21 protein-coding genes and 1 tRNA gene are annotated in these 23,761 nt (G+C 70.6%); 15 read left to right on the plus strand and 7 right to left on the minus strand.

Annotated elements, in window-relative coordinates; all coding sequences use genetic code 11:
* Positions 1-56 precede the first annotated feature (56 nt).
* Genes CJZ98_RS03480 through ribD form a run of 3 tightly spaced genes read left to right on the plus strand, consistent with a single transcriptional unit; the run spans position 57 to position 4,307 of the window.
* Entirely contained in the window at positions 57-2,612 is a 2,556-nt protein-coding gene (locus CJZ98_RS03480; RefSeq protein ID WP_094588395.1) for a GH116 family glycosyl hydrolase, read from the plus strand.
* Between the two features lie 52 nt (positions 2,613-2,664).
* Positions 2,665-3,201: a DUF3122 domain-containing protein gene (locus CJZ98_RS03485; RefSeq protein ID WP_094588397.1), complete on the plus strand. Its 537-nt coding sequence runs from the start codon at positions 2,665-2,667 to the stop codon at positions 3,199-3,201.
* Positions 3,198-4,307: a bifunctional diaminohydroxyphosphoribosylaminopyrimidine deaminase/5-amino-6-(5-phosphoribosylamino)uracil reductase RibD gene (gene ribD, locus CJZ98_RS03490; RefSeq protein WP_232756163.1), complete on the plus strand. Its 1,110-nt coding sequence runs from the start codon at positions 3,198-3,200 to the stop codon at positions 4,305-4,307. Before CJZ98_RS03485 ends, ribD begins: the two co-directional genes overlap by 4 nt.
* Here ribD and CJZ98_RS03495 read toward each other — a convergent pair.
* Complete coding sequence (locus CJZ98_RS03495) at positions 4,304-5,029, minus strand: potassium channel family protein (RefSeq protein ID WP_232756182.1); 726 nt, start codon at positions 5,027-5,029, stop codon at positions 4,304-4,306. The genes ribD and CJZ98_RS03495 overlap by 4 nt on opposite strands.
* A 133-nt stretch (positions 5,030-5,162) precedes the next feature.
* The gene (locus CJZ98_RS03500) at positions 5,163-5,864 is read right to left on the minus strand and encodes an SOS response-associated peptidase (RefSeq protein ID WP_094588400.1); all 702 of its coding nucleotides are present in this window, start codon (positions 5,862-5,864) and stop codon (positions 5,163-5,165) included.
* 152 nt (positions 5,865-6,016) lie between these two features.
* Between CJZ98_RS03500 and ftsH the strand changes: the two genes are divergently transcribed.
* From ftsH to CJZ98_RS03530, 6 genes are all read left to right on the plus strand, one after another.
* The gene (gene ftsH / locus CJZ98_RS03505; RefSeq protein ID WP_094588402.1) at positions 6,017-7,897 is read left to right on the plus strand and encodes an ATP-dependent zinc metalloprotease FtsH; all 1,881 of its coding nucleotides are present in this window, start codon (positions 6,017-6,019) and stop codon (positions 7,895-7,897) included.
* Between the two features lie 159 nt (positions 7,898-8,056).
* Positions 8,057-9,055 carry an ornithine carbamoyltransferase gene (gene argF, locus CJZ98_RS03510; RefSeq protein WP_094588404.1) on the plus strand — a complete coding sequence of 333 codons (999 nt, stop codon included), beginning with the start codon at positions 8,057-8,059 and terminating at the stop codon, positions 9,053-9,055.
* 115 nt (positions 9,056-9,170) lie between these two features.
* Positions 9,171-9,818: a transcriptional repressor LexA gene (lexA, locus tag CJZ98_RS03515; protein ID WP_232756164.1), complete on the plus strand. Its 648-nt coding sequence runs from the start codon at positions 9,171-9,173 to the stop codon at positions 9,816-9,818.
* A gap of 98 nt (positions 9,819-9,916) precedes the next feature.
* Positions 9,917-9,989, plus strand: a tRNA-Ala gene (locus tag CJZ98_RS03520).
* A 399-nt stretch (positions 9,990-10,388) separates the two neighbouring features.
* On the plus strand, positions 10,389-11,708 hold the full coding sequence (locus CJZ98_RS03525; RefSeq protein WP_094588408.1) for a chloride channel protein: 1,320 nt from the start codon (positions 10,389-10,391) through the stop codon (positions 11,706-11,708).
* A gap of 572 nt (positions 11,709-12,280) precedes the next feature.
* A complete protein-coding gene (locus CJZ98_RS03530; RefSeq protein ID WP_094588410.1) occupies positions 12,281-12,541 on the plus strand; it encodes a cell division protein SepF in 261 nt (86 codons plus the stop codon).
* A gap of 69 nt (positions 12,542-12,610) precedes the next feature.
* On the opposite strand, the gene CJZ98_RS03535 is transcribed toward CJZ98_RS03530, so the two are convergent.
* Positions 12,611-14,164, minus strand: a complete 1,554-nt coding sequence (locus tag CJZ98_RS03535; RefSeq protein WP_094588412.1) for an apolipoprotein N-acyltransferase — start codon at positions 14,162-14,164, stop codon at positions 12,611-12,613.
* Between the two features lie 58 nt (positions 14,165-14,222).
* Here CJZ98_RS03535 and CJZ98_RS03540 point away from each other — a divergent pair, with 58 nt between their 5' ends.
* From CJZ98_RS03540 to CJZ98_RS03560, 6 genes are all read left to right on the plus strand, one after another.
* On the plus strand, positions 14,223-14,630 hold the full coding sequence (locus CJZ98_RS03540) for a phasin family protein (protein ID WP_232756183.1): 408 nt from the start codon (positions 14,223-14,225) through the stop codon (positions 14,628-14,630).
* A 63-nt stretch (positions 14,631-14,693) separates the two neighbouring features.
* Positions 14,694-15,308, plus strand: a complete 615-nt coding sequence (locus tag CJZ98_RS03545; RefSeq protein ID WP_094588414.1) for an FKBP-type peptidyl-prolyl cis-trans isomerase — start codon at positions 14,694-14,696, stop codon at positions 15,306-15,308.
* 272 nt (positions 15,309-15,580) lie between these two features.
* The gene (locus CJZ98_RS03550) at positions 15,581-16,180 is read left to right on the plus strand and encodes a superoxide dismutase (RefSeq protein WP_094588416.1); all 600 of its coding nucleotides are present in this window, start codon (positions 15,581-15,583) and stop codon (positions 16,178-16,180) included.
* 128 nt (positions 16,181-16,308) lie between these two features.
* Complete coding sequence (locus CJZ98_RS03555; RefSeq protein WP_094588418.1) at positions 16,309-18,114, plus strand: EAL domain-containing protein; 1,806 nt, start codon at positions 16,309-16,311, stop codon at positions 18,112-18,114.
* A gap of 2 nt (positions 18,115-18,116) precedes the next feature.
* On the plus strand, positions 18,117-18,236 hold the full coding sequence (locus CJZ98_RS18985) for a Fe-Mn family superoxide dismutase (RefSeq protein ID WP_232756165.1): 120 nt from the start codon (positions 18,117-18,119) through the stop codon (positions 18,234-18,236).
* A gap of 9 nt (positions 18,237-18,245) precedes the next feature.
* Positions 18,246-18,530: a hypothetical protein gene (locus tag CJZ98_RS03560; RefSeq protein WP_094588420.1), complete on the plus strand. Its 285-nt coding sequence runs from the start codon at positions 18,246-18,248 to the stop codon at positions 18,528-18,530.
* A 14-nt stretch (positions 18,531-18,544) separates the two neighbouring features.
* Here CJZ98_RS03560 and queA read toward each other — a convergent pair whose 3' ends face one another.
* The 4 genes from queA to CJZ98_RS03580 form a co-directional block, all read right to left on the minus strand.
* Positions 18,545-19,711 carry a tRNA preQ1(34) S-adenosylmethionine ribosyltransferase-isomerase QueA gene (queA, locus tag CJZ98_RS03565; RefSeq protein WP_390625460.1) on the minus strand — a complete coding sequence of 389 codons (1,167 nt, stop codon included), beginning with the start codon at positions 19,709-19,711 and terminating at the stop codon, positions 18,545-18,547.
* A 55-nt stretch (positions 19,712-19,766) separates the two neighbouring features.
* Positions 19,767-21,110, minus strand: coding sequence for a dihydrolipoamide acetyltransferase family protein (locus tag CJZ98_RS03570; protein WP_094588424.1), 1,344 nt, complete (start codon positions 21,108-21,110; stop codon positions 19,767-19,769).
* A gap of 116 nt (positions 21,111-21,226) precedes the next feature.
* On the minus strand, positions 21,227-21,667 hold the full coding sequence (locus tag CJZ98_RS03575; RefSeq protein ID WP_094588426.1) for a YlqD family protein: 441 nt from the start codon (positions 21,665-21,667) through the stop codon (positions 21,227-21,229).
* Positions 21,668-21,750: 83 nt separating this feature from the next.
* Complete coding sequence (locus CJZ98_RS03580) at positions 21,751-23,721, minus strand: AMP-binding protein (RefSeq protein WP_094588428.1); 1,971 nt, start codon at positions 23,719-23,721, stop codon at positions 21,751-21,753.
* Between the last annotated feature and the right edge of the window lie 40 nt (positions 23,722-23,761).

Raw genomic sequence — 23,761 nt, forward strand, 5'->3', positions numbered from 1 at the left:
CGCCAGCCCGCCCCACCAGCCAGCTCTGACAAGCTGGGCGCACTTTTCGTGGCCCCATGGCGCGCTTCGGCCTCTCCGCCCTGAGATCGCTGCTGCGGGGCCAGGGCTCCGGCCGCTCGGCCGGCTCCAGCTGGCAGGCGCCGGCCGCGAGCTGGAGCCGGCCCTTCGGCCTGGGCTGGGAACGGCCCTACACCGTCCGCTACGCCAGCAACCTCGACGACGGCCCCAACCACGGCGCTCCCCTGGGGGGCTTCGGTGCCGGCTGCATCGGCCGAGGCCCCGACGGCAGCTTCAACCTCTGGCACCTCGACGGCGGCGAGCACTGGTTCGGCACCCTGCCCGACTGCCAGTTCGCCCTGTTTGAGAGCGATGGGGAGCACAGCCGCGCCCACGCCCTGGCGGTGAAGCCGGAGCGGGATGCCAGCCGCCCCGAGGCGGGAGAGCCCCTGGGCGCCTGGAGCTGGTACCCGGCCAGCAGCGCCGAACAGCGCACCGGCACCTACGCCGCCCGGTATCCCCTCACCTGGACCAGCTACGAGGGCGTGTTCGACGCCGACGTGGCCTGCGAGGCCTTCAGCCCGATCCTGCCCGGCGACTACCAGCGCAGCAGCTACCCGGTGGTGGTGTTCCGCTGGAGCCTCACCAACCCCACCGACCAGCCCCTCGATCTCTCGCTGCTGCTGAGCTGGCGCAACACCACGGGCTGGTTCACCAACACCGACGCCTCGGCGGCCGTCCACTTCCGCGACGACGGCAGCCCCGAACACAACTACCTGCCCGCCGTCGGCCGCAGCGCCGGCCAGCGCAACCGCTGGATCGACCAGCCGGGCCTGCGGGGCGTGCTGCTGGAGGGCGAACTCTCCAGCCCGATCGGGGAAGGCGAGGGCCAGTGGTGCCTGGCGCTGCCCGAGGGGACGGAGCTGGCCGGGGCGGGGGTCAGCGGTCCACTCGGGGTGGGAGCACCCCAGATCCAGCGCTGCAGCCGCTGGAACCCCGCCGGCACGGGCGCCGAACTCTGGGAGCCCTTCGCGCGGGACGGCTCAATCCCCGACAGCAACAACGACCGCCGCAGCGGCGACGCCGATCCGGCCAGCGCCGCCCTGGCCGTGCGGCTGCGGCTGGCGCCGGGCGCCAGCGTGGAGATCCCGGTGGTGATCGCCTGGGACCTGCCCGTGACCGCCTTCGCCAGCGGCGTGCGCGACCTGCGCCGCTACACCGACTTCTACGGCGCCGGCGGCGACAACGCCGCGGCAATTGCCGCCGAGGCCCTGCGCGACTGGCGCGACTGGCGCACCCAGATCGACGCCTGGCAGCAGCCGGTGCTGGAGCGGACCGACATCCCTGAACCGCTGCGGATGGCACTGTTCAACGAGCTCTACGACCTCGCCTCCGGCGGCAGCCTCTGGAGTGCCGCCAGCCCCAGCGATCCCGTGGGCCGCTTCGGCGTGCTCGAGTGCCTCGACTACGCCTGGTACGAGAGCCTCGATGTGCGTCTCTACGGCTCCTTCGCCCTGCTGCAGCTCTGGCCTGAGCTCGACAAGGCGGTGCTGCGCAGCTTCGCCCGCACCATCCCCGCCGCAGACCCCACACCACGGCCGATCGGCTGGTATTTCACCCAGGGCAAGGGCCGCGTCGAGGCCGCCCGCAAAGTGGCCGGCGCCACCCCCCACGACCTGGGCGCCCCCAACGAGCGCCCCTGGGATGCCAGCAACTACACCGCCTACCAGGACTGCAACCTCTGGAAGGACCTGGCCAGTGACTACGTGCTGCAGGTGTGGCGCACCTTCAAGCTGGCCCCCGGCGGCGAGGACCTGCGCTTCCTGGCGGACTGCTGGCCCGCGGCGGTACAGGCCCTGCGCTACCTGAAGACCTTTGACGCCAATGGCGACGGCCTGCCCGACAACGGCGGCGCCCCCGACCAGACCTTCGACGACTGGCCCCTCAAGGGGGTGAGCGCCTACTGCGGGGCGCTGTGGATCGCCGCCCTGGAGGCGGCACTGGCGATGGCCCAGCAACTCCAGCTCGCCATGGGGCTGGACACGTCGAGCGAACAGCGGGAATTCAGCGGCTGGCTGGAGCAGTCCCGTGCCAACTTCGACCGCCTGCTCTGGAACGGCGAGTACTACAACATCGATGCCGAGAGCGGCACGCCGGTGGTGATGGCCGACCAGCTCTGCGGCGACTTCTACGCCCGCCTGCTGGGGCTTCCGCCCGTGGTGGCCGGCGAGCGAGCCCAGAGTTCGCTGAAGGCCGTGAAGGAGGCCTGCTTCGAGGGCTTCCAGGGCGGACAGCTGGGCGTGGCCAACGGCCTGCGCCGCGACGGCACGCCCCTCGATCCCAACGGCACCCATCCCCTGGAGGTGTGGACCGGCATCAACTTCGGCCTGGCCTCCTACTACCGGCTGATGGGCGACACCAGCACCGCCTTCGCCATTACCGGCGCCGTGGTGGAGCAGGTGTACGCGGGCGGCCTGCAGTTCCGCACCCCGGAGGCCATCACCGGCGTCAACACCTTCCGCGCCTGCCACTACCTGCGGGCCATGGCGATCTGGGGACTGTGGGCCACCCACACGGGCTGGCAGCCCATCCCCGGCGCCGAACGGGAAGCCTGACGGCCCCCAGGCAGGCTGGCCCCATGGTCCTCACCGCAAGCCCCATCGCTCCATGACCCTGTCCACCCCCAGGCCGCAGACGTCGCCAGGGCCGCTGCGGCCCCTGCTGGCCCTGGCGATCGCGCTGCTGGCCTGGCTGGCTGCGCCACCTGCGGCCGTCGCCCAGGTGCACGCCCACCCGGATGAGAACGGCGCGCCGGTGGTGCGCAGCCTCGAGAGCCTGCGGGACCTCGACTACCGAAGCTGGCAGGTGGTGGCCTACCGGCAGGGCCAGCCCGGTGGGCCGGTGACCCTGCGGATCGTGGGCTACCCGGGCAAGGTGCGCCTCGATCACCCCACAGCACTTCTGGTGCGGTCCGGCCGCCAGAGCTGGCAACTGGACGACATCACCACCGCCAACCCCAAGTTGGCGCTCGACGGCCGCGATGCCGCCGCCGAGTTCGACCTGGCGCCGCTGCTGGCGGACCTGCAACAGAACCGCCCCCTGCGGCTGGCGCTGCCCGGTGTGTTCGTGGAGCTGCCCGTGCCGCCCTACGTGGTGGGCGAGTGGCGCAGCCTGCCCGACTGGCGGGAGGCCGGCGCGTCATGACGGTGACCCAGCCCGCGGCCACGGCGCCACCCAGCACCTGGTTGCCTTGGATGCGGCGGGCGCTGCAACTGGCGGCCCTCGGGGCCGGCCGCACCAGCCCCAACCCCCAGGTGGGCTGCGTGGTGCTCGATGCCGCCGGCCAGCTGGTGGGCGAGGGCTACCACGCCCGCACCGGCGAGCCCCACGCCGAGGTGGGGGCCCTGCGCCAGGCCGGCACACGGGCCCGGGGCGGCACCGCCGTGGTGACCCTGGAGCCCTGCTGCCACCACGGCCGCACGCCCCCCTGCAGCCAGGCCCTGGTAGCCGCCGGGGTGGCCCGGGTGGTGGTGGCCATGACCGACCCAGACCCGCGCGTGGCCGGCCAGGGACTGGCGGAGCTGCGGGCCGCCGGCATCGAGGTGGTGGAGGGGGTCGGCGAGACCGAGGCCCGGGCCCTGAACCGTGCCTTCGTGCACAGGGTGAGCAGAGGCCGGCCCCTGGGGATCCTCAAGTGGGCGATGAGCCTGGATGGCCGCACGGCCCTGCCCAACGGCTCCAGCCAGTGGATCAGCGGCCCGGCCGCCCGCGCCTGGGTGCACCGGCTGCGGGCCAGCTGCGATGCGGTGATCGTGGGAGGTGGCACCGTGCGCGCTGACGACCCCCTGCTCACCAGCCGCGGCGGGCGCCAACCGGAACCGCTGCGGGTGGTGCTGAGCCGCCGCCTCGATCTGCCCGATGGCGCCCGCCTCTGGGAGCAGACCGCGGCTCCCACCCTGGTGGCCCACGGCTACGGCGCCCCCGGGCGGTTCCGCTTCCACCTCGATGGCCTGGGGGTGGAGCGGCTGTTGCTGGAGCCCTGCGAGCCCGACACCCTGATGCAGGCCCTGGCCGAGCGGGGCTGCAACCAGGTGCTGTGGGAGTGCGGTCCGGAGCTGGCCGCCGCAGCCCTGCGCCAGGGCTGCATCCAGCAGCTGGCCGCCGTGGTGGCCCCGAAGCTGCTGGGGGGCGACGCAGCCCGCACGCCCCTGGGCGATCTGGAGCTGGTGGATGTGAACGCGGCCGCATCGCTGGGCGACCTGCGGCTGCAGCGTCTGGATCGCGACCTGCTCTGGGAGCTCACGCTCTAGATCCCATCGCCATCGCTCCCCGGCGGGCCGCGACGCGGGCCCGCCGACTCCTGCACCGTGAGCCGGCTGATCAGCAGCGCCATCACCACCGCCACATAGACGGTGCCCACCAGGGCCAGCGCCATGCTGGCCATCTGGGCCTGGGGGGTCACCGGCAGGATGTCGCCGTAACCCGTGGTGGTGAGCGTCACCAGGGCGTAGTAGTGGAAGCGAACCATGTCCACCTGGTACACGAGGGGGTCGTGGTCCAGGCTCAGGGCCCAGGGCGCCACCAGCTGTCCACCGGCGTGGTGCACGCTGGTGAAGCTGCCGGGATGCAGGGTTTCCAGGGCAGCGAACAGCAGACCGGCGGTCATGCCGAGCAGCAGATAGCCGGCCATGGCCCCCTGCAGGACCGGCCCGTTGACCAGAGGCTCACGGGCCAGCCCCTTCACCAGCCGGACGCTGCTCCAGCCGACGAACAGGGTCCAGAGCACCAGCACCGGCAGCCCGCTGTGGCGCAGCCCCAGCGGGGTGAAGGTCCAGAACAGGAAGGCCAGGAGGCTCAGCAGGCCCAGCACGCGGTAGCCGCGGCGAGCCCAGGGCTGCAACGGCAGGGCGGGGCTGCCATGGCCGATTCCCCGCAGCAGCACCAGCGGCATCAAGGTGAAACACGCCATCACCACCAGCCGGTTCAGGCCCGCGGGCAGGGCATAGGCGCCGATCAGCACCACGCAGAGCACCAACAGCTGGTTGTAGCTGCGATGGAGCCGCCGCAGGACCTGGGCAGAGGCGGATGGCAGCGGTGAGGCGGGCGGCGGGGGCGCGGGGGACAGGGAACCAGGCTCCAGCCGATCTGGCTCGATTGTGGGCCCCTCAGCGGAACAGATCCAACTGGGCGGCCCCGGGCCCTGCGACCTCGCCAGAGGCAGCCGGCGTGCCCGCCGACCGCGCGCGCCGGGGGTGATCCCGCCTTACCGCGGGCTCCAGCAGCTCCCAGCCCATCGGATCCCAGCCCTCCAGCAGTGGCTGCAGGGCCCGCAGCTGCGGCCCATCGGCGGGCGCCAGCCAGGCCTGCTCAAGACCGTCGGGAAGGATCACGGGCATCCGATCGTGCAAGGGGCGGATCAGGCCGTTGGCGGCGGTGGTGAGCACACAGCAGCTCTCGACCTCGCTGCCCTCCGGTCCGATCCAGCGGTCCCAGAGACCCGCCAGCCAGAAAGGGGCCCGGTCGCGGCGGCGGATCAGGCGGCCCTTCTCCAGAAAGCCATCGGAAGGCAGCAGGCAGCGGCGGTGGCGCCAGGGGCCCCGGAAGCTGGCCTTCTCGGCCACCGTCTCACTGCGGGCGTTGAAGGGGCGCGGTCCAGCCAGGGGATCGCGGCTCCACTCGGGCAGGAGGCCCCAGAGCATCAACGCCGTGCCGATCCGCCCATGCTCCTGGCGCAGCACCAGCACCGGCTCGCCGGGGGCGATCCGCTGCCGCGGCGCATAGTGCTCCAGCAGCCCCTCGGGCAGGGACGTCCCCAGGCGCGGCAGCAGCCGGTCGATGGCGGTGGTGAGCGAGAAGCGGCCGCACATCGCAGGCGGGGAAAAGGAGGGACGGGACCCTGGCGGGATGCCTGGGGGGACGGTGGGGGTCTGCTGCGTTCGGTTCTCACCCCTGACGGTGCAGGCGCCAGGTGAGGGGGGCCACCTAGTTTGGTGCCATCGAATCGCCAGCCCGCGAGCCCATGGCCATCCGCCAGGACGACACCCCACCCAACAGGCGCTTCGGCATCATCAACCTGGTGCTGATCGGCTTCGGCGTGTTGCTGCTGTTCAGCAGCTTCCTGCCAAACCAGGGCGCCCAGCAGGTGCCCCGAGTGCCCTACTCCCTGTTCATCAACCAGGTGGATGATGGCAATGTCAAGCGGGCCTACATCACCCAGGATCAGATCCGCTACGAACTGAAGGAGGCACCGGCGGAAGGAGCACCCACGGTGCTCGCCACCACGCCGATCTTCGACATGGAGCTGCCGCAGCGCCTGGAGCAGAAAGGCGTTGAGTTCGCCGCCGCCCCGCCCCAGAAGCCCAGCTTCTTCACCACACTGCTGAGCTGGGTGGTGCCGCCGCTGATCTTCATCCTGGTGCTGCAGTTCTTCGCCCGCCGCCAGATGGGTGGGGCCCAGGGGGCCCTGAGCTTCACCAAGAGCAAGGCCAAGGTGTATGTGCCCGATGAGGAATCCCGGGTGACCTTCGCCGACGTGGCCGGCGTCGATGAGGCCAAGGCCGAGCTCACCGAGATCGTCGACTTCCTCAAGACTCCCGAGCGCTACACGGCCATCGGCGCCCGCATCCCCAAGGGCGTGCTGCTGGTGGGTCCCCCCGGCACCGGCAAGACCCTGCTGTCCAAGGCGGTGGCCGGTGAGGCGGGCGTGCCGTTCTTCATCATTTCCGGCTCCGAGTTCGTGGAGCTGTTCGTGGGCGCCGGCGCAGCCCGGGTGCGCGATCTGTTTGAAGAGGCCAAGAAGAAGGCTCCCTGCATCATCTTCATCGACGAACTCGATGCCATTGGCAAGAGCCGCTCCGGCTCCATGGGCGTGGTCGGCGGCAACGACGAGCGGGAGCAGACCCTTAACCAACTGCTCACCGAGATGGACGGCTTCGCCGCCCAGGACAAGCCGGTGATCGTGCTGGCGGCCACCAACCAGCCTGAAACCCTCGACGCCGCCCTGCTGCGCCCCGGTCGCTTCGATCGGCAGGTGCTCGTCGACCGGCCCGATCTCTCGGGTCGCAAGAAGATCCTCGACATCTATGCCAAGAAGGTGAAGCTCTCGGCCGGTGTCGATCTCGACAAGATCGCCCAGGCCACCAGTGGCTTCGCCGGCGCCGACCTGGCCAACCTGGTGAACGAGGCCGCGCTGCTGGCAGCCCGGGCCTACCGCACCAGTGTCGAACAGGCGGATCTCAACGAGGCTATCGAGCGCGTGGTGGCGGGCCTGGAGAAGAAGAGCCGGGTGCTGCAGCCCGACGAGAAGAAGGTGGTGGCCTACCACGAAGTGGGGCACGCCATCGTTGGGCACCTCATGCCCGGCGGGGCCAAGGTGGCCAAGATCTCGATCGTTCCCCGCGGCATGAGTGCCCTGGGCTACACCCTGCAGCTGCCCACCGAAGAGCGCTTCCTCAACTCCAAGGAAGACCTCGAAGGCCAGATCGCCACCCTGCTGGGGGGCCGCAGCGCCGAGGAGATCGTGTTCGGAGAGGTGACCACCGGAGCCGCTAACGACCTGCAGCGCGCCACCGACATCGCCGAGCAGATGGTGGGCACCTACGGCATGAGCGACACGCTCGGCCCCCTTGCCTACGACAAGCAGGGCGGCAGCCGCTTCCTCGGCGGCGGCTCCAATCCCCGCCGGGTGGTGAGCGACTCCACGGCCCAGGCGATCGACAAGGAAGTGCGCGGTCTGGTGGATCGAGCCCACGATCGGGCCCTCTCGATCCTTCACCACAACCGCGAGCTGCTCGAATCGATTTCGCAGCAGATCCTCGAGAAGGAGGTGATTGAGGGCGACGATCTCAAGAATCTGCTCGCCAGCAGCGTCCTCCCGGAAGCCGCAGCCGTAGGCGGCTGAGGCCATCCACCCCGGTCCGGCCGGATCGCATCCAGAGGGGCCCAAGGGCCCCTTTTTGTATGGGCTCCTGATCGCACCTGGCCTGGGCCTGCCGTGGCGGCCTCCCCCCCTTGACGGACAGCCCTCCGATCCCGGATAAGGGTTCTTTGAGACGGGTCCATGGCTGTTCCGAGCGCCGCCACCTCCCCCCGCGCCAGCCATCCGGTGCTCGCCGGCCTGAAGGGCCGCGACCTGCTCTCCTCCGCCGACCTCAGCCCCGCCGAGACCGAGGCACTGCTGCTGTTGGCCGCAGACCTCAAAACTGGCCGCACCCACCTGGATCTGGGCGGCCGCAGCCTCGGCCTGATCTTCAGCAAGGCCTCCACCCGCACCCGGGTGAGCTTCACCGTGGCGATGGCACGGCTGGGCGGCCAGACGATTGATCTCAACCCCAGCGTCACGCAGGTGGGACGTGGGGAACCCGTGGCCGATACGGCGAGGGTGCTGAGCCGCTATGTGGACGCCCTGGCGATCCGCACCTTTGCCCAGGCCGAGCTGGCGGAGTACGCCCACTGGGCCACGGTTCCGGTGGTCAATGCCCTCACCGACCTGGAGCACCCCTGCCAGGCCCTGGCCGACTACCTCACCCTGGCGGAACACTTCGCCGCCGCCCCGGACGGCAGCCTGGAGCTGGAGCGGCTGCGGGGCCTGACCCTCGCCTACGTGGGCGACGGCAACAACGTGGCCCACTCGCTGATGCTCGGCGGCGCCCTGCTCGGGGTGAACGTGCGCATCGGCTGCCCCGAGGGCTTCGCCCCCAGTCCCACGGTGCTGGAGCAGGCCCGCAACCTTGCCCAGGGCCGGTGCAGCATCGAGGTGCTGCATGAGCCGGTGGCGGCGGTACGGGGTGCCCACGGCCTCTACACCGATGTGTGGGCGTCAATGGGGCAGGAGCAAGAACAGGCGGAACGGGAACGGGCCTTCGCCGGCTGGTGCCTGGATGAGGCCCTGATCGCCGAGGCCGACAGCCGCGCCATCGTGCTGCATTGCCTGCCCGCCCACCGGGGCGAGGAGATAAGCGCCGGCGCGATCGAGGGCAGCGCCAGCCGTGTGTTCGACCAGGCCGAGAACCGCCTGCACGCCCAGCAGGCCCTGCTCGCCGCCCTGCTGGGGGACTGAAGCCGGCTCACCGCCCCCCGGTGCCAGGGGTCACAGGGAGGCCCAATCCCTCGCCAGTACTGGACAAGCGCGCCGATCTCTGCCATGAATGGCAGATAGTTCATCCGTATTGCCGGTGATCGCCAGGTCCGCGGGCTCCCTCGCCACCACCCCCGACCAGCCGCAGCCCCTCACCACCGCCCAGCAGGAGCTCTACGACTGGCTGGTGGCCTACATCGGCGATCACCGGCACAGCCCCTCGATCCGCCAGATGATGGAGGCGATGGGGTTGCGCTCGCCCGCCCCGATCCAGAGCCGACTGCGCCATCTGCAGCAGAAGGGCTGGATCACCTGGCAGGAGGGCCAGGCCCGCACCCTGCAATTGCTGGGCAGCCTCAGCCGCGGCATCCCCGTGCTGGGCGCCGTGGCCGCCGGCGGGCTGATCGAGGCCTTCGACGACGTGCGCGAACGTCTCGACCTGGCGCCGGTGCTGGAGACCCGCGGCCTGTTCGCCCTCAGCGTGAACGGAGATTCGATGGTGGATGCCCACATCGCCGATGGCGACGTGGTGTTGCTGGAGCCGGTGGGCGAGCCCAGCCGCCTCAAGGAGGGCACGATCGTGAGTGCCCTGGTGCCTGGCAGCGGCACCACCCTCAAGCACTTCCACCGTGACGGCCGCCGGGTACGTCTGGAAGCCGCGAACCCGGCCTACGCCCCGATCCTGGTGGACGCCGACCAGGTGACGATCCAGGGCAAGCTCGTGGCGGTCTGGCGCCAGGTGTGAGGGGGCTGGACCCGCTGCCGTGTAAGCTCTTCCCATCGGCAGCGGGGCCAACGGCCCACTCGGAGCGACCAGTGCTCCGCGAGCTCACCGATACCTACGGGGCCATAGCTCAGCTGGTAGAGCACCTGCATGGCATGCAGGGGGTCAGCGGTTCGAGTCCGCTTGGCTCCATTCTGAGAAAAACCCCACCTGTCTCCTGGCCAGGTGGGGTTTTTTTCACGACGCGTTCGGTACCTGACTGGGGGCGGAACTGGACTTAGTCTCGTCCTGGCAGCCGCCCGCTCCCCCCCTCCTGGGGTGCCAACGGCTCGGGAGATCGCCAAAGCAGCCGACGGCTGGCGATCACTGCCGAAACCGGACGGCAGCCCAACACACATCACACAACACGCAGTCCCCCAGAGCTGACCGTGCTGGAGAACTGCGATGGCAATCCCCAGGACTGCGCCGTAATCGAGGGATTGAAGACGATCTCTCCCATCCCGATGACGCGTTGGGCCGTGTGTCGCGCATCCGCTGCCAGGCGGACCCAATCCGTTCAGGATTGCGCCACTGGCTCGCTGCGCGTTCGCCTTGACTGAACCCAGTTCCGCCGTTGTGGCACCCCTGGGCAGCTGGCTGCTTCTGGGCCTGTTGTTTGGGGTGCTGCTGTGGCCCTACCAGGCCCTCTCGGAACTCGGCTTCCGCCTGCAACGGGGCCTCTGGCTGGCGCCCCAGCCCCAGCCGCTGCTGGGCTGTCTGCTGGTGTTTGGGGCCACCAGCCTTCTGGTGCTGCTGGCCTGGGGCCCGCTGGCCGGCGGCCGGGGTGGTGGCACAGCTTCGCTGCTCGCCCTCGATCGCGCGCCCGACTCCGAGCGGGCCGGACGTGAGGAGCGCTGGTTGCAGCAGCTGAGCCTGGCCACCCAGCTGCGGCGGCTGCCCCTGATGCTTCTCACCCATCTGGGTGGACTGGCGGTGGGCGTGGAGTCGCCGTCGGTGGCGCTCGGGGCCAGCGTGCTGCTGGCGATCCGCCGCCGCTGGCCGGGGCTACAGCTGCTGGCCTCCCTCTCCCCGCAGCTGGTGGCGGTGATCGGTGGCGCGGCCGGCCTCGGAGCGGCGTTTCGCTCGCCCCTGCTGGCCGTCACCTACGGGCTGGAAGAGCTTGGCCAGCACCGTGGCCTGCCACTGGTGTTGCCGGCGCTACTGCTGGCGGGCAGCGGCACCCTGGTGGCCACGACCATGGGCCAGCCGGCGCGGCTGCCGGGCCTTGAGCTCGGGCCGTTGCCGCCGGAGGTGTGGGGCTGGGCCACCGTGCTCACCCTGGTGGGCGCTGCCGCGGGCGCCCTGCTTGTACGGCTGCTGCTGCCGGCAGCGGCGGCGGTGAAACGGCTGCTGGCGAAGCGCCGGCTGGTAGGCACGGTGCTGCTGGCGAGCTCACTCACCCTGCTGGCGCTGGCCAGTGGCGGCCTGAGCCTCAACGACGGCTCCCTGTCGCTGGCTGCGGCTCTCTCCGGCGACGCCGTGGGGCCTCCGGCGATCTGGCTCTGGCGCCTGCTGTCCAGTGTGCTCAGCCTGGCGCTGGGGGCCCCAGGCGGCCTGATGCACGACAGCATGACCCTCGGTGCCCTGCTGATCAGCCCGCTGCAGGGGCTGCCGGCGCTCGACAGCAATGCGCTCGCCCAGCTGGCGGCGGTGGGGGCCACCGCCCTGTTTGCCGGTGCCCATGGCTGCCCGCTGTTCTGCGCCGCCTTCGTGTTCACCCTCCAGGGCGATCCGGGCCTCCTGCCACTGCTGTTGCTCGTGAGTGCAGTGGCCGCTGCTCTCGGCGAGCGCTGGCGCGGCGAGGGCTGGAATGACCACCAGGTGCTGGGCCTGCTGGATCAGAATCCCAGCGCCACGCCGTCGAGCCGGTGATCCACGCCGGCTTCCAGGCTGGTGCACAGGCCGTCGCCAGCGCGACGAGGGGCAGGCCCTCAAGGCCGCCAAGGGCATCGCCGGCTCCCTCGGCCGCGCCAACGACTGCGTGCCGAAGTGCTCCAGCAGCGCGCGCCAATGGTCCACGGCTCCAGAGATCGTCACCGAGGCCGCGCCGTGCTCGGGCATCACGGTGTCTGGCCCGATGGGATCGAAACTGGCCGCGCTCGGGGCCATGCCGCTGCCATTGAGGCCCAGCACCCGCAGCGGTTGGTGAGGTGCTCGCCAGGGGCGATCAGGCCCTGGTGCCTGAACAGTGGCAGGTCATGCCGACCTTCCGGCTGGATGCAGAGGCGCGATCAGCTGCCGCCCTGGTTGAAGTGGCTCCGCGAGCACCCGTCCTGGCCGTGGGTCGCCGGCATCGGCCTGATCATCGGCCTGTCGCTGCGGCATGGCAATCCGATTGGCGTTGGCCTTGCTCCTGGTGGTCTTGGCCTTCCAAGGCGGGCCATGGCCAGATCCGATCGGAAGCGGCCTGGCCCCAGGCCGCCGGGGAAGGCACCCTTAGGGCCATGGAGGATCCCTTTTACAATCGGCAGCCTGAAGTGGTGGTGGTGCACCCCCTCTCCTTCGAAGCAGGCTGCGATGCGCTGCTGCACGTTCGCGATCAGAAAACCCTGCTGGTGGATCTCTCCGGCCTGGAGCCGGCCATCGGCCAGCGAGTGGTGGACTTCCTCACGGGCGCGATCTACGCCCTCGATGGCACAGCCGCCCGGATCGGGGAGCAAGTGTTCCTGTTTGCGCCCGAAAGCACCAGCTTCAGCCGGGACTGATCCCTACGGCCCTGCCCCGAGCCGAAACCAGAGCCGAAACCAGAGCCGAGCCCCACGGAGAGTCTCCGCTCAGTGGCGCCAACGCCAGCGCAGCAGCCCCCCCGCCAGGGCCAGCAGCAGCAGGGGCAGCTCCCCCAAACGGGCATAGGCGGTGAGACCCAGCAGGGGCTGGACGCGGAGCAGGGCCGTGGCCGGCCGGCCGGCCGGCAGCTGCTGGCGCACCGCACCGGCGGCATCCACCACCAGGCTCGGGCCGGTGTTGGCGGAGCTCACCAGCCAGCGGCCCGCCTCGATCGCCCTCAGCTGGGCCAGCGCGGCGAACTGGCGCTGCAGCAGCAACGGATAGGGATCGAGGTTGGCGCTGGCCAGGAGCCAACGGGCCCCGCCGCGGCTGGCGGCCGCCAGGGCGCTGCCGTCGGAGATCTCGTAGCAGATGGCCACGCCGATGGGGCCCGCGGGTCTGTTCAGCAGGCGCGAGGGCGCACCGGAGCTGAGCCCGCCAACCGCCGAGAGCCCTGACCAGCGCAGCAGCCCCCCCAGGGGCACCCACTCCCCCAGCGGCACCAGGCGGTGCTTATCGAGCCAACCCGCAGGGGCGAGCGCTTCTGGGGGAAAGCGCAGCAGGGCACTGCGCTGCTCGACGCCCTGCTGGCGGAAGCCGCCGCTGAGCACCTCCACAGGCGCCTGCAACGGCAGGCCCTGGCCCAGGGCCAGGGCCCCCTCCGGCAGCAGCACCGCCTCCGCCTGTTGCTGGCTGGCCTCCCGCTGGGCCGCCGCCAAGCGGCCCAGCAGGCGCTCCTGCTGGAGGGCGCTGAACTTCTCGCGGGTGGGAATCGCCGGCTGCACCACCAGCAAGGGCACGGGGGGCAGGGGCACGCCAGGCTGGGGCGCGCCGGATAGGGCCAGACCGGCCCCCAAGGCAGGGTTGCCCGTCCCCCGCAGCCGTACGAGCGGCGCTGCAGCTCCCGGGGCCTCCCCTGAGTGCAACAACCCCCACCCCAGCAGGTGCAGGGCCGCCAGCGCGGTAAGCCAGCCAGCCAGGAGCCGGCGCCAGCCCCGACGCTCGGCCAGCAGCAACGCCAGGACGCGCCACAGGCCCCAGCCGAGCAGCAGCTGCAGCGCCGCCAGCCCACCGGCCCCCACCAACCGCGCCAGGCCCGCCAGGGCCCGATCGCCCGGCAGGGCCGCCGCCCCCAGGCCGATCCAGAACAGGGGGCCCTTGGCCAGCAGCACCTCGGCCAGGCCCCACAGGGCCGCCCCCAGCAGGGCCGTGCTCCAGCGCTCGGGCCCGAGCCCCTCCATCAGCGCGCGCCAGCCCGCCACCAGCGCGCCGCCCAGCAGGGCGATCAGCAGCAACAGCAGCCAGCAGAGGGGCAGGCTGAGGGGCAGCGGCACCCCGATCCAATCGAGGGGATGGAGCCCCAACAGCCAACGGTGGCTCACCAGCACCGCCACCAGACCCCACAGGCCGCCCCACCTGGGGCCTTGGCTCCAGAGCGGCACCAGGGCCAGCCACAGCAGCGGCGGCCAGCCCAGGGACGGCAGCGCCAACCCGGCCAGGGCGCCGGCCAGCCCCCCCACCAGGGGGGCGGAGATCCACCAACGGCGCCGGTTCTCTGCCATGGCCACGACGCTACGGAAGCGCCAAGGTCGGAGGCAGCTGATCAGCGGCCACCGCGGCATGGACCCCTCCAACCCCCTCCAGCAGCTCTTGCTGCGCGGCCTTGGCACCACCTCGCTGATGGCCGATCGGCTGCGATCGGTCACCCAGGCCTGGGTGAGCAGCGGCCGCCTCGATCCCGCCCAGGCCAGTGCCCTGGTGGACGATGTGCTGGCCAGCTTGCGCGGTGAGAACCCGGAACTGGAACGGCAGACCGAGCGCCAGTTGGAGCGCAACCTCGACCAGCTGCTGCAGGACGTGGGTCTGGCCCGCCAGCGGGAGGTGGACGAGCTGCGGGGCCGCATCGATCGGCTCGAGCAGGCCCTGCGCCAGCTGCGCACCACCGGGAGTACCGGCGGTGGCGCGGGCAGCGGTGAGACCAGCGGCGGCAGCCAGCACGGCAGTGGTGGTGAAGGGATCCCGGCCTGAGGCCACAACCCCGGAGGGCAGGCGCTGGCAGAATCGCGGGCTCACGGCGCCACGTGCCCTGCCATGCGCGACATCCTGATCAGTTCGGCGGTCTGCGTGGCCTGCCTGCTCCTCGCCTTGGTGAGCCAGCTGGTGGCCCCCTCCACCGTGGCCGCCGCCACCACAGCCAGCCCCCCGGCTGCCGCTGTGGCCCCGGCCGTGGTGAGCGCCACCCGCGGTTTCGAGCTCGACCCCGACGACCCCAATCCCACCCTCTTTGCCATGGCAAGCGACAGCCCAGACCCCCAGATCGCCAGCACCGGCGCGAGTGCCCTCGGCGGCGAACTCGTGGCCGCCAAGGAGCGCACCACCCCCAGCGGCCTGCGCATCACCGACCTGGTGATCGGCGACGGTCCCGAAGCCAGTTCCGGCCAGACCGTCTCGGTGAACTACCGCGGCACCCTGGAGAGCGGCAAGGAATTCGACAGCAGCTACGGCCGCGGCCCCTTCTCCTTCCCCCTCGGCGGCGGTCGGGTGATCAAGGGCTGGGATGAGGGCGTCGCCGGCATGAAGGTCGGCGGCAAGCGCAAGCTGGTGATCCCCGCCGATCTGGCCTACGGCGAGCGCGGCGCCGGCGGCGTGATTCCCCCCAACGCCACCCTGATCTTTGAGGTGGAGCTGCTCCAGGTCGGCAACTGACCAGGCGGCAACTGACCAACCGGTCATGGGGTCGGGGGCCGATTCGCCACCGATTCGCCGACCGAACGCCCGCGCTGCCCTAGCAGCAGCGGGCGGTTTTTTCGACACAGTGGGCGACCCTCGCAACCGGACGTGATCCCTAAGATCACGGCTCCCGGCCCCGCCAGCGGCGGTACGCCGATCGGATCAGCGCCTTGCCCCGGCGAGGTCCAGCCCACTCGATTCCAGCCCAAGCCCGCCCCGGCGGGTTGTCCCCCAAGCTTTCCCACCCCATGGCTCACACGCTGCCCGCGCTGCCCTACGGCCTCGATGCGCTCGAGCCCCACATCTCCCGCCAGACCCTGGAGTTCCACCACGGCAAGCACCACAACGCTTACGTGACCAACCTCAACAACCTGGTGGCCGGCACCGAACTGGAGGGCAAGAGCCTGGAAGACACCATCACGGCCGTGGCCGGTGACACCAGCAAGGCCGGCATCTTCAACAACGCCGCCCAGGTGTGGAACCACAGCTTCTACTGGCAGGGCATCAAACCCAATGGAGGCGGCACCCCCACGGGCGCCCTGCTCGACAAGATCAACGCCGACTTCGGCAGCTTCGAGAAGCTGGTGGAAGAACTGAAGGCCGCCGGCGCCACCCAGTTCGGCAGCGGCTGGGCCTGGCTGGTGCTCGACAACGGCAGCCTCAAGGTCACCAAGACCGGCAACGCCGATCTGCCCCTGGCCCACGGCCAGAAGGCCCTGCTCACCATCGACGTGTGGGAGCACGCCTACTACCTCGACTACCAGAACCGCCGTCCCGACTACATCAGCACCTTCCTCGACAAGCTGGTGAACTGGGACTTCGTGGCCGCCAACCTGGCGGCCGCCTGATCAAGGCCTGCGTTCTGCCCATCTCCCATGGCCCCTGTCCACTGGACGGGGGCTTTTTATTTCGCAACGATCTCGCGCAGCCTGGGTTTGACCTTGATGATCAACAAAACCCAGCCGTCAGGGGCCAGATGAACAACCCCCTGAGCCTGGACGATCCAAGCCTGGCGATCCTGCCCGACCCGCCATGCCTGCCAAGGAATGCCAGTCTGCGGGAAGCCCTGACCCTGGTCCGCGGCAGTCTCGACTGCCAGATTCCTGCCGCTGCCGAAGGTCAAGCCCCATCATCGACGTCGAAAGCACCGGTGTTGGCGGAGAACACGGGCTGCGTGCTGGTGGTGGAGGGAGGCCGGCTTGAGGGCATCGTCACGACCCGGGACCTGGTGCGCCTGGCCTCTGGCTCCCTCGATCTGGATACCACCCGCCTGGCCGCGGTGATGACCAGCCCGGTGCTGAGTCTGCGCCAACTGGAACTCACAAACATCTTCGCCACCATCCATCTTCTGCGGCGCCACCGCATCCGCCATCTTCCGATCGTCGACGAGGGGGGAGCCCCCCTCGGACTGGTGACAATTTCCAGCCTGAGGCGCCTCCTCAAGCAGACGTTCTTCCTGCGCTTCCGGCAGGTGGCAGAGGTGATGACCACCAGGGTGGTCACCATCGAGCCCCAGGCAATGGTGCAGGAAGCGGTAAAAAAAATCGGCGACCACTCGATCAGCTGCGTGGTGGTGGTGGAGGGCCTCGACAACGGCGTGGGGCACCATGGCGATGGGGTCTCCGGAGAAGCAGATCATCTGAAACCCGTGGGGATTCTCACCGAGAATGACCTGCTTCAGTTGCAGGCCCTGGGACAGGACCTCGGCAACCTGCTGGTGGAGCAGGTGATGAGTGGCCCACCGATCTGTGTGAAACCCGACGACGAGTTGGGAGCTGTGCAGGATCTGATGAACCGCAAATGGGTGGGCCACCTGGTGGTGACCAACGCGATGGGCCACCTGGCCGGCGTGGTCACCGAAACCGACCTCACCGATGTGCTCGACCCTCTTGATCTCTACGGCATCAACGAGATCCTCCAGAAGCAGGTGAACTCCCTGAAGGACGACCGCGATCGGCTGCTTGCCAGACGGCACTTAGACCTGAAGAAGGGTTTCAGTCGCGGTGAGTTCCGCCTGGTGTACCAGCCCCAGCTCCACCTACCGATTGGGCGTGTGCACAGTGCCGAAGCCCTGCTGCGCTGGCGCTCGCCGGAGCATGGCAACGTACTACCGGCCGAATTCATTCCCCTTGCGGAACAGAGCGGCTTCATCCTTGAGCTGGGGGACTGGATCCTGGAGAGGGCTTGTCAACAGGTTCTGACGTTTCAGAACAGCCCTTACGGTCCGATCAGCGTGGCGGTGAATGTCTCCGGATTGCAGCTGAATCAACCGGATTTCGTGACGCGCACCTGCAGAACCATCGACCGGCTTGGGGTGGATCCTTCCCTGATCCACCTGGAGCTGACCGAAAGCGTACTGGTGGAGAACTTCTCCACCACGTCGGAGGCCTTCCGCCAACTCCAGCAACATGGAATCCGCATCGCCATCGACGACTTCGGCACCGGCTACGCCTCCCTCTCCTACCTGCAGCACTTCAGCTTCGACATCCTCAAGATCGATCGCTCCTTCATCAGCGAACTCCACCAGCAACCTCGCAATCAAGCGATCGTGGACTCGATCATGCGGCTCTCCGAACACCTCGATTTCGATCTGGTGGCAGAGGGTGTGGAGAGCCAGCTCGAACTGGACCTGCTTGAGGGAATGGTCCGCCCCATTTACATTCAGGGCTATTACGTGAGCCCACCGCTCGAAACGGAGGCTTGGCCTGCCTTCCTGGCGGGCCGAGCCTCCGCTGACTCCACCACCCGATGGCTCCCCTTGCCTTCTCCTAAGGAGATGTAGCAATGGCGCCGGTCGATCCGATCGGCTCCCCGACGGTCAGGATCTACGTTGATTTCGGCGGCTTCGAGGAGCTGGTGGAGGAGCTCAAGGCCACTGGCGCCACCCGGTTTGGCAGCTGCTGAGCCTGGCGAGTGCTTGAGAACGGCTCCCTCAAGGTGACCAGGACCGGCAACGCCGATCGGCCCGTGGCCCACGGAGCGACGGCCCTGCAGACCATCGACGTGGGAAGGCACGCCGACGGCATCAACTACCACACCCCCCGCCAGGACGGCATCAGCACCTCCCTCGACCAGCTGATCAACGGGGACTTCGCCGCCGCCAACCCGGTCGCCACCGAACGAGCGATCAGCGGCGAGGCCGCCCTACGCGCTGGCCTAGCTGCCCAGACCAGCGCAGCAGGAGCTGGTCCTCGCTAAGCCCGATCCAGTGTTCAGCCTGTTCGCGAAGGTGGGGCGGCTGAGCTGAGCACCGCCTGGGGCGGAATCCACATCGCGTCGCCATAGGAGAAGAAGCGGTACTGGCGCTCGATCGCCTCGGCGTAGAGGGCCAACAGACGCTCGCGGCCGATCAGGGCACTCACCAGCAGCAGCAGGGAGCTCTTGGGCAGGTGGAAGTTGGTGAGCAGGCCCTGCACCACGGCAAAGCGGTAGCCGGGCTGGATCACCAGATTCACGGGGCCGGTGTGGGGGTGCAGCTCGCCCCCGTGCAGCTGGGCCACCGCCTCCAGGCTGCGCACCGAGGTGGTGCCGATGGCGATCACGCGGCCGCCGCGCTCGCGGCAGGCGGCCACCGCCGCCACCAGCTGCGGGCTCACCTCCACCCACTCGCTGTGCAGCTGCAGCTGGCTGAGGTCTTCCGTCTCCACCGGCCTGAAGGTGCCCAGGCCCACGTGCAGGGTGGTGGTGGCGAGCTCCACACCCCGCGCGCGGATCGCCGCCAGCAGCTCGTCGCTGAGGTGCAGACCCGCCGTCGGCGCGGCCACGGCTCCTGGCCGGGAGGCGTAGCGGGTCTGGTAGCGGTCGTTATCGCTGGCGTCGTGCTCGTGGATGTAGGGCGGCAGGGGGATGGCGCCGTAGCGCACGAGCAGCGGCTCCAGAGCCGCCGCATCCGTGCACTCGGGCGGAAACTGCACGATGCGGCCGCCCGTTTCAGGATCGCTGCCCAGCACCTGCAACGGCAGGGGCGGCTGGCCGTCAGCCACCACCTCGAGCCAGTCACCGGGCCTGAGCTTCTTGGCCGGCTTGGCCAGGCAGAGCCACTGGCCGGGGGCCGGCGCCACCCCATCGGCAGCCGAGGAGCCCGGCAGGGGCTGCCAGGGCTCCAACACCAGCAGCTCCACCGCACCGCCACTGGGCCGGCGCGCCTCCAGCCGGGCCCGCAGCACCCGGGTGTCGTTCACCACCAGCAGATCGCCGGGCTGGAGCAACTGCTGCAGCTCCCACACGCTCAGGTGGCGGGAATGGGGCATAGGGCCCGTCCCGACTGGATCCACCACCAGCAGCCGGGCGGCGTGGCGGGGTTCCGCCGGCCGCTGGGCGATGCGCGCCTCCGGCAGGTCGAAGTCGTAGCTGGAGAGCCGCAGATCAGCGGGATCCATCGGGAGCATCGAGCGCGAAGGCGAGATGGCGGAGGGCATCAGCACCCCGCTGCACTCAGAGTGCAAGGCTCTCAGGGTTGGTCTCGATCAGCTGGGCCAGGTCCTTGAGGAAGGCGGCGGCATGGGTGCCGTAGATCACGCGGTGGTCGGCGGTGAGGTTCACCTGCATCTGGTTCCTCACGCTGATCGAGCCGTCCTTGCCGGCCACCACCGTGGGGCGGGAAGCAGCCACCGCCAGGATCGCGCCGGTGCCCGGCGGCAGGATCGCGTCGAAGCGATCCACCCCGAACATGCCCAGGTTGGAGAGGGTGAAGGTGCCGGTGCTGTACTCCTCGGGCTTGAGCTGCTTGCTGCGAGAGCGGGCCACCAGGTCGGCCCAGTTGCGGGCAAGGGAGTAGAGATCTGTGCGGTCGGCATTGGCCAGCACCGGCGTGATCAGGCCACCGTCGTCCATGGCCACGGCCACGGCCACGTTCACGGCGCCGGGGTAGGTCATGGCGGTGTCGCTCGCCGCGGCGTTCACTTGGGGATGGCGGGCCAGCACCACGCCCACGGCCTTGGCCAGCAGCGCCGTCATCGTGACGCCCTTGCCCTTCACCTGCTTGTAGAAAGCGTCGAGCCGGTCGGTGGTGATCGTGTACCCCACGTGGAAGGTGGGCACCGCCAGGCTGGCGTTCATGTTGCGCACCACCGCCGCCTGCAGGGTGTTGAAGGCCACGCTCTCGCCGGGGCGCCCGAAGCTCTGGCCAGCGGGGGCGGCCGCCGGGGCAGCGGCGCCAGGGGCGGCGGCCCCGTTCCCGGCAGCAGCTGCCACAGCCGGGCCCGAGCCCTCGGCCACCCGCGGCACGGCCACGGTCAGCCCCAGGGCCCGCTCCACGTCCTCCGCCTGGATGCGGCCGTGGGGGCCGCTGCCCCGCAGGGTGTCCAGGGCCACGCCGTGCTGACTAGCCAGTTTCTTGGCGCGGGGCGAGGCCACCACCCGGCCTGAGGCCACCGGGGCGGGGGCGACCGCCACGGCAGCGGGCACTGGAACGGGAGCTGCTGGGGCCACCGGAGCCGGCGTGGTCGCCGCAGGAGAGGCAGGGGCTGGGGCCGCAGCGGGCACCGCCGCCGATCCAGCGGCCGGAGCCTTGGCCGCCGCCTCAGCGATCTCCGCCTCGGTTTCCACGATCAGGCCGATCGTCTCGCCCACCGGAGCCGTGCCGCCGGCGGGCATCAGCACGGCCGCCAGGAAGCCCTCATTGAACGACTCCACGTCCATGTCGGCCTTGTCCGACTCCACCACCAGCACCGACTCGCCACGGGCGACCTTGTCGCCGGGCTTCTTCAGCCATTCCACGATCTTGCCCTCCGTCATGGTGGAGGAGAGGGCCGGCATGAAGATTTCGTGGGTGGCCAACGGAGGTCTGCCGCGCAATTGGGGCGGATTTTACGTGGCTTGCGGGCGCCACCCGCTGGTCAGAGGGCGCGGCCCGGCGGGGGGATGGAGCCGCGTAGCGCCCGCTTCGGCCGGGCTCAGGCGCCCTCGATCGCCTCGATCACGCCGTCGCGCACCACCACCGCCACCTGCAGCTTCTCCACCAGGTTGTCGCCCACGCGCACGTCGGTGAAGCTCTCCAGCTGGCCCTGCTCCACGATCTGCTCCAGCTCCAGCTCGCGCACTTGGCGCTGCTGCTCCAGCAGCTGGCGCTTCTGCTCCTCCAGCTCGGCCCGCTTGGCGGCCACCTGCTCCTGCACGGAGGCCACCTGCTCCGACACGCGGGGATCGAGGGGGTTGGCGCTCTGGCTGCGGATCGCATCCACCACCTGCTGGCCCTCCTGCTCCAGCTGGGCCAGCTGGCCATCGCTGCCGGCGATGGCGTTGCTCAGCTCGCGCTCGGCGTCCTCCTTCCAGCGGGGAGTCACCACGGCCCGCACCGTGATCGTGCGCTTGATCGAAAGGGAGCCGTCGGCCATGGAAACAAAAAATCAGCATCCAGGCTCTCAGCCCGGACCCGGAGGGTCAACGGCCGGATCGCCGCACCGGGGCCAGCGGTGGCTCAGCGCCCGTAGATCGCCTCGATCGCCGCGGCATCCCGCTGGGTGATGCGGTCGCGCTTCTGCTTGAGGGTCTGGGTGAGCAGGCCGTTCTCGATGCTGAAGGGCGCCACCAGGGCCACCCCCCCCAGGCGCTCGTCCGGCCGGGAGCCGGGCCGGGCCGCCAGACGGCGGTTGAGCCGGCCGGTGAGCGCCTTGAGCAGCGCCGCCTCGGCGCCGGCGGGGGAGCCATCGGGGAAGACCGGCGGCGGGGTGAGCCCCTGCTCACGGGCGAAGGCCGCCAGGGGCTCGGGGCGCGGCACGATCAGGGCGCCGAGCTGGCGCCGGTCCTGGCCCACCAGCATCACCTGCTCCACCAGGGCGCAGGCGGCCAGCTCCTCCTCCAGCGGGCCGGGCTCGATGTTCTCGCCGCTGCTGAGCACGATCGTGTCCTTGGCCCGGCCGGTGAGCACCAGGGAGCCGTCGGGCAGCAGGTGGCCCAGGTCGCCGGTGTCAAACCAGCCCTCGGCGTCGATCACCTTGGCGGTGGCCTCGGGCTTGCCGAAGTAGCCGGCCATCACCTGGGGGCCCCGGGCGAGCACCCGGCCCCGCTCGCCCCAGCCCAGGGTGGCCGTGCCCTCCAGGTCCACGATCTTGAGGGCCGTGCCCGGCAGGGGCTGGCCGGCGCTGCCGCGGCGGTTGGCCCATGGGCGGCGACAGGTGAGCACGGGCGCCGTCTCGGTGAGGCCGTAGCCCACCAGCAGCTCGATGCCGATCGCCTCAAAGAAGCCATCCACGTGGGGGGCCAGGGCGCCGCCGCCACTGATCGCCGTCCCCAGGCGACCGCCGGCCAGCTGGGCCCGCACCTTGGGCCAGAACAGGCGCGCCGCCAGGGCGTGCAGGGGCCAGCTGGCCCCTGCCAGGACCGCACCCGCCAGCCGGTCCACGGGGCCATGGGGGCTGAGGGTGAGGTCGCGGGCACGGCGCTTCTGGGCGCTGTGGAAACGGCTGATGGCCAGGGCCCGGCCCAGCAGGCGCTGGCGGCCCGGCGGCATGGCGGCCACGGCATCCTCGAAGCCGGCCAGCAGGGCCTCCCACAGCCGGGGCACGCTGATCAGGTACTGGGGCCGGACCCGCTGCAGGTCGGCCTTGAGGTGCCGCAGGGTCGTGTAGGTCTGGCGGCAGCCGCAGCTGAGCAGCAGGTATTCGGCCGTGCGCTCGTAGGCGTGCCAGATCGGCAGCACGCTGAGCACGTGGTCGCCGGGCCGGGGCGCCACCGCCACGCCCAGGGTGCGGATCTGGTGCAGCAGGTTGGCGTGGCTGAGGGGCACGCCCTTGGGCTGGCCGGTGGTGCCGGAGGTGTAGAGCAGGGTCGCCAGGCGCTGCTCGCCGCCGGTGGGCCAGGGCGGCACGGGCACCTGGGCGCCACGGGCCAGGAAGTCGGCCCAGCTGAGGCAGGGCACCACCGGCGCCTCGGCGCCCCCCTCCCCCTCCAGCACCAGCACGAAGCGGAGCCGCCCCAGCGCCTCCGAGCCCAGAGCCAGCTGCCCCAGCAGCGCCGCCGACTCCACCACCAGGCCGACGGCACCGGAATCCCCGAGGATGTAGCCCAGCTCCTCGGCCGGTGCGGCACTGCCGCGCACCGCGTCCGCGGCACCGGCACGCATCAGCCCCTGGTCGGCCACCAGCCAGCGGGGGCCGTTCTCGGCGAACAGGGCCACCACGTCGCCCGGCCGCACCCCCAGGGCCGCGAAGGCCGCCGCGGCCTGCTCGATGTGCTGCTGGAGCTCGCGGTAGCTCAGGGTTTCCGGCGGCTTGGCGTGGGGGGCTTCCACGGCCACGGCGTCGCCGTAGCGCTCGGCCAACACCGGCCAGAGCTGTTCGATCCCGCTGATGCCGCTCCAGTCATCCCGCAGGGCCAGGGCACGGCGGTCGCGCCGATCGGCACTCCAGTGGATTTCTGCGCGGCTGGTGCTCCGGGTGGTTGGGGCCATCTCGGTGGGCGCGCTCGGCGCGGCGGCGGACTGAGGAGCA

This window comes from Vulcanococcus limneticus LL (assembly GCF_002252705.1).
GTDB classification, from domain to species: domain Bacteria; phylum Cyanobacteriota; class Cyanobacteriia; order PCC-6307; family Cyanobiaceae; genus Vulcanococcus; species Vulcanococcus limneticus.

What these genes read in the sequence shown, in the direction of transcription:
- CJZ98_RS03480 (WP_094588395.1), top strand. Translation starts at nt 57, where the DNA reads ATGGCGCGCTTCGGCCTCTCCGCCCTGAGATCGCTGCTGCGGGGCCAG.
- CJZ98_RS03485 (WP_094588397.1), top strand. Translation starts at nt 2,665, where the DNA reads ATGACCCTGTCCACCCCCAGGCCGCAGACGTCGCCAGGGCCGCTGCGG.
- ribD (WP_232756163.1), top strand. Translation starts at nt 3,198, where the DNA reads ATGACGGTGACCCAGCCCGCGGCCACGGCGCCACCCAGCACCTGGTTG.
- CJZ98_RS03500 (WP_094588400.1), bottom strand. Translation starts at nt 5,864, where the DNA reads ATGTGCGGCCGCTTCTCGCTCACCACCGCCATCGACCGGCTGCTGCCG.
- ftsH (WP_094588402.1), top strand. Translation starts at nt 6,017, where the DNA reads ATGGCCATCCGCCAGGACGACACCCCACCCAACAGGCGCTTCGGCATC.
- argF (WP_094588404.1), top strand. Translation starts at nt 8,057, where the DNA reads ATGGCTGTTCCGAGCGCCGCCACCTCCCCCCGCGCCAGCCATCCGGTG.
- CJZ98_RS03530 (WP_094588410.1), top strand. Translation starts at nt 12,281, where the DNA reads ATGGAGGATCCCTTTTACAATCGGCAGCCTGAAGTGGTGGTGGTGCAC.
- CJZ98_RS03535 (WP_094588412.1), bottom strand. Translation starts at nt 14,164, where the DNA reads ATGGCAGAGAACCGGCGCCGTTGGTGGATCTCCGCCCCCCTGGTGGGG.
- CJZ98_RS03540 (WP_232756183.1), top strand. Translation starts at nt 14,223, where the DNA reads ATGGACCCCTCCAACCCCCTCCAGCAGCTCTTGCTGCGCGGCCTTGGC.
- CJZ98_RS03545 (WP_094588414.1), top strand. Translation starts at nt 14,694, where the DNA reads ATGCGCGACATCCTGATCAGTTCGGCGGTCTGCGTGGCCTGCCTGCTC.
- CJZ98_RS03550 (WP_094588416.1), top strand. Translation starts at nt 15,581, where the DNA reads ATGGCTCACACGCTGCCCGCGCTGCCCTACGGCCTCGATGCGCTCGAG.
- CJZ98_RS03555 (WP_094588418.1), top strand. Translation starts at nt 16,309, where the DNA reads ATGAACAACCCCCTGAGCCTGGACGATCCAAGCCTGGCGATCCTGCCC.
- CJZ98_RS18985 (WP_232756165.1), top strand. Translation starts at nt 18,117, where the DNA reads ATGGCGCCGGTCGATCCGATCGGCTCCCCGACGGTCAGGATCTACGTT.
- queA (WP_390625460.1), bottom strand. Translation starts at nt 19,711, where the DNA reads ATGGATCCCGCTGATCTGCGGCTCTCCAGCTACGACTTCGACCTGCCG.
- CJZ98_RS03575 (WP_094588426.1), bottom strand. Translation starts at nt 21,667, where the DNA reads ATGGCCGACGGCTCCCTTTCGATCAAGCGCACGATCACGGTGCGGGCC.
- CJZ98_RS03580 (WP_094588428.1), bottom strand. Translation starts at nt 23,721, where the DNA reads ATGGCCCCAACCACCCGGAGCACCAGCCGCGCAGAAATCCACTGGAGT.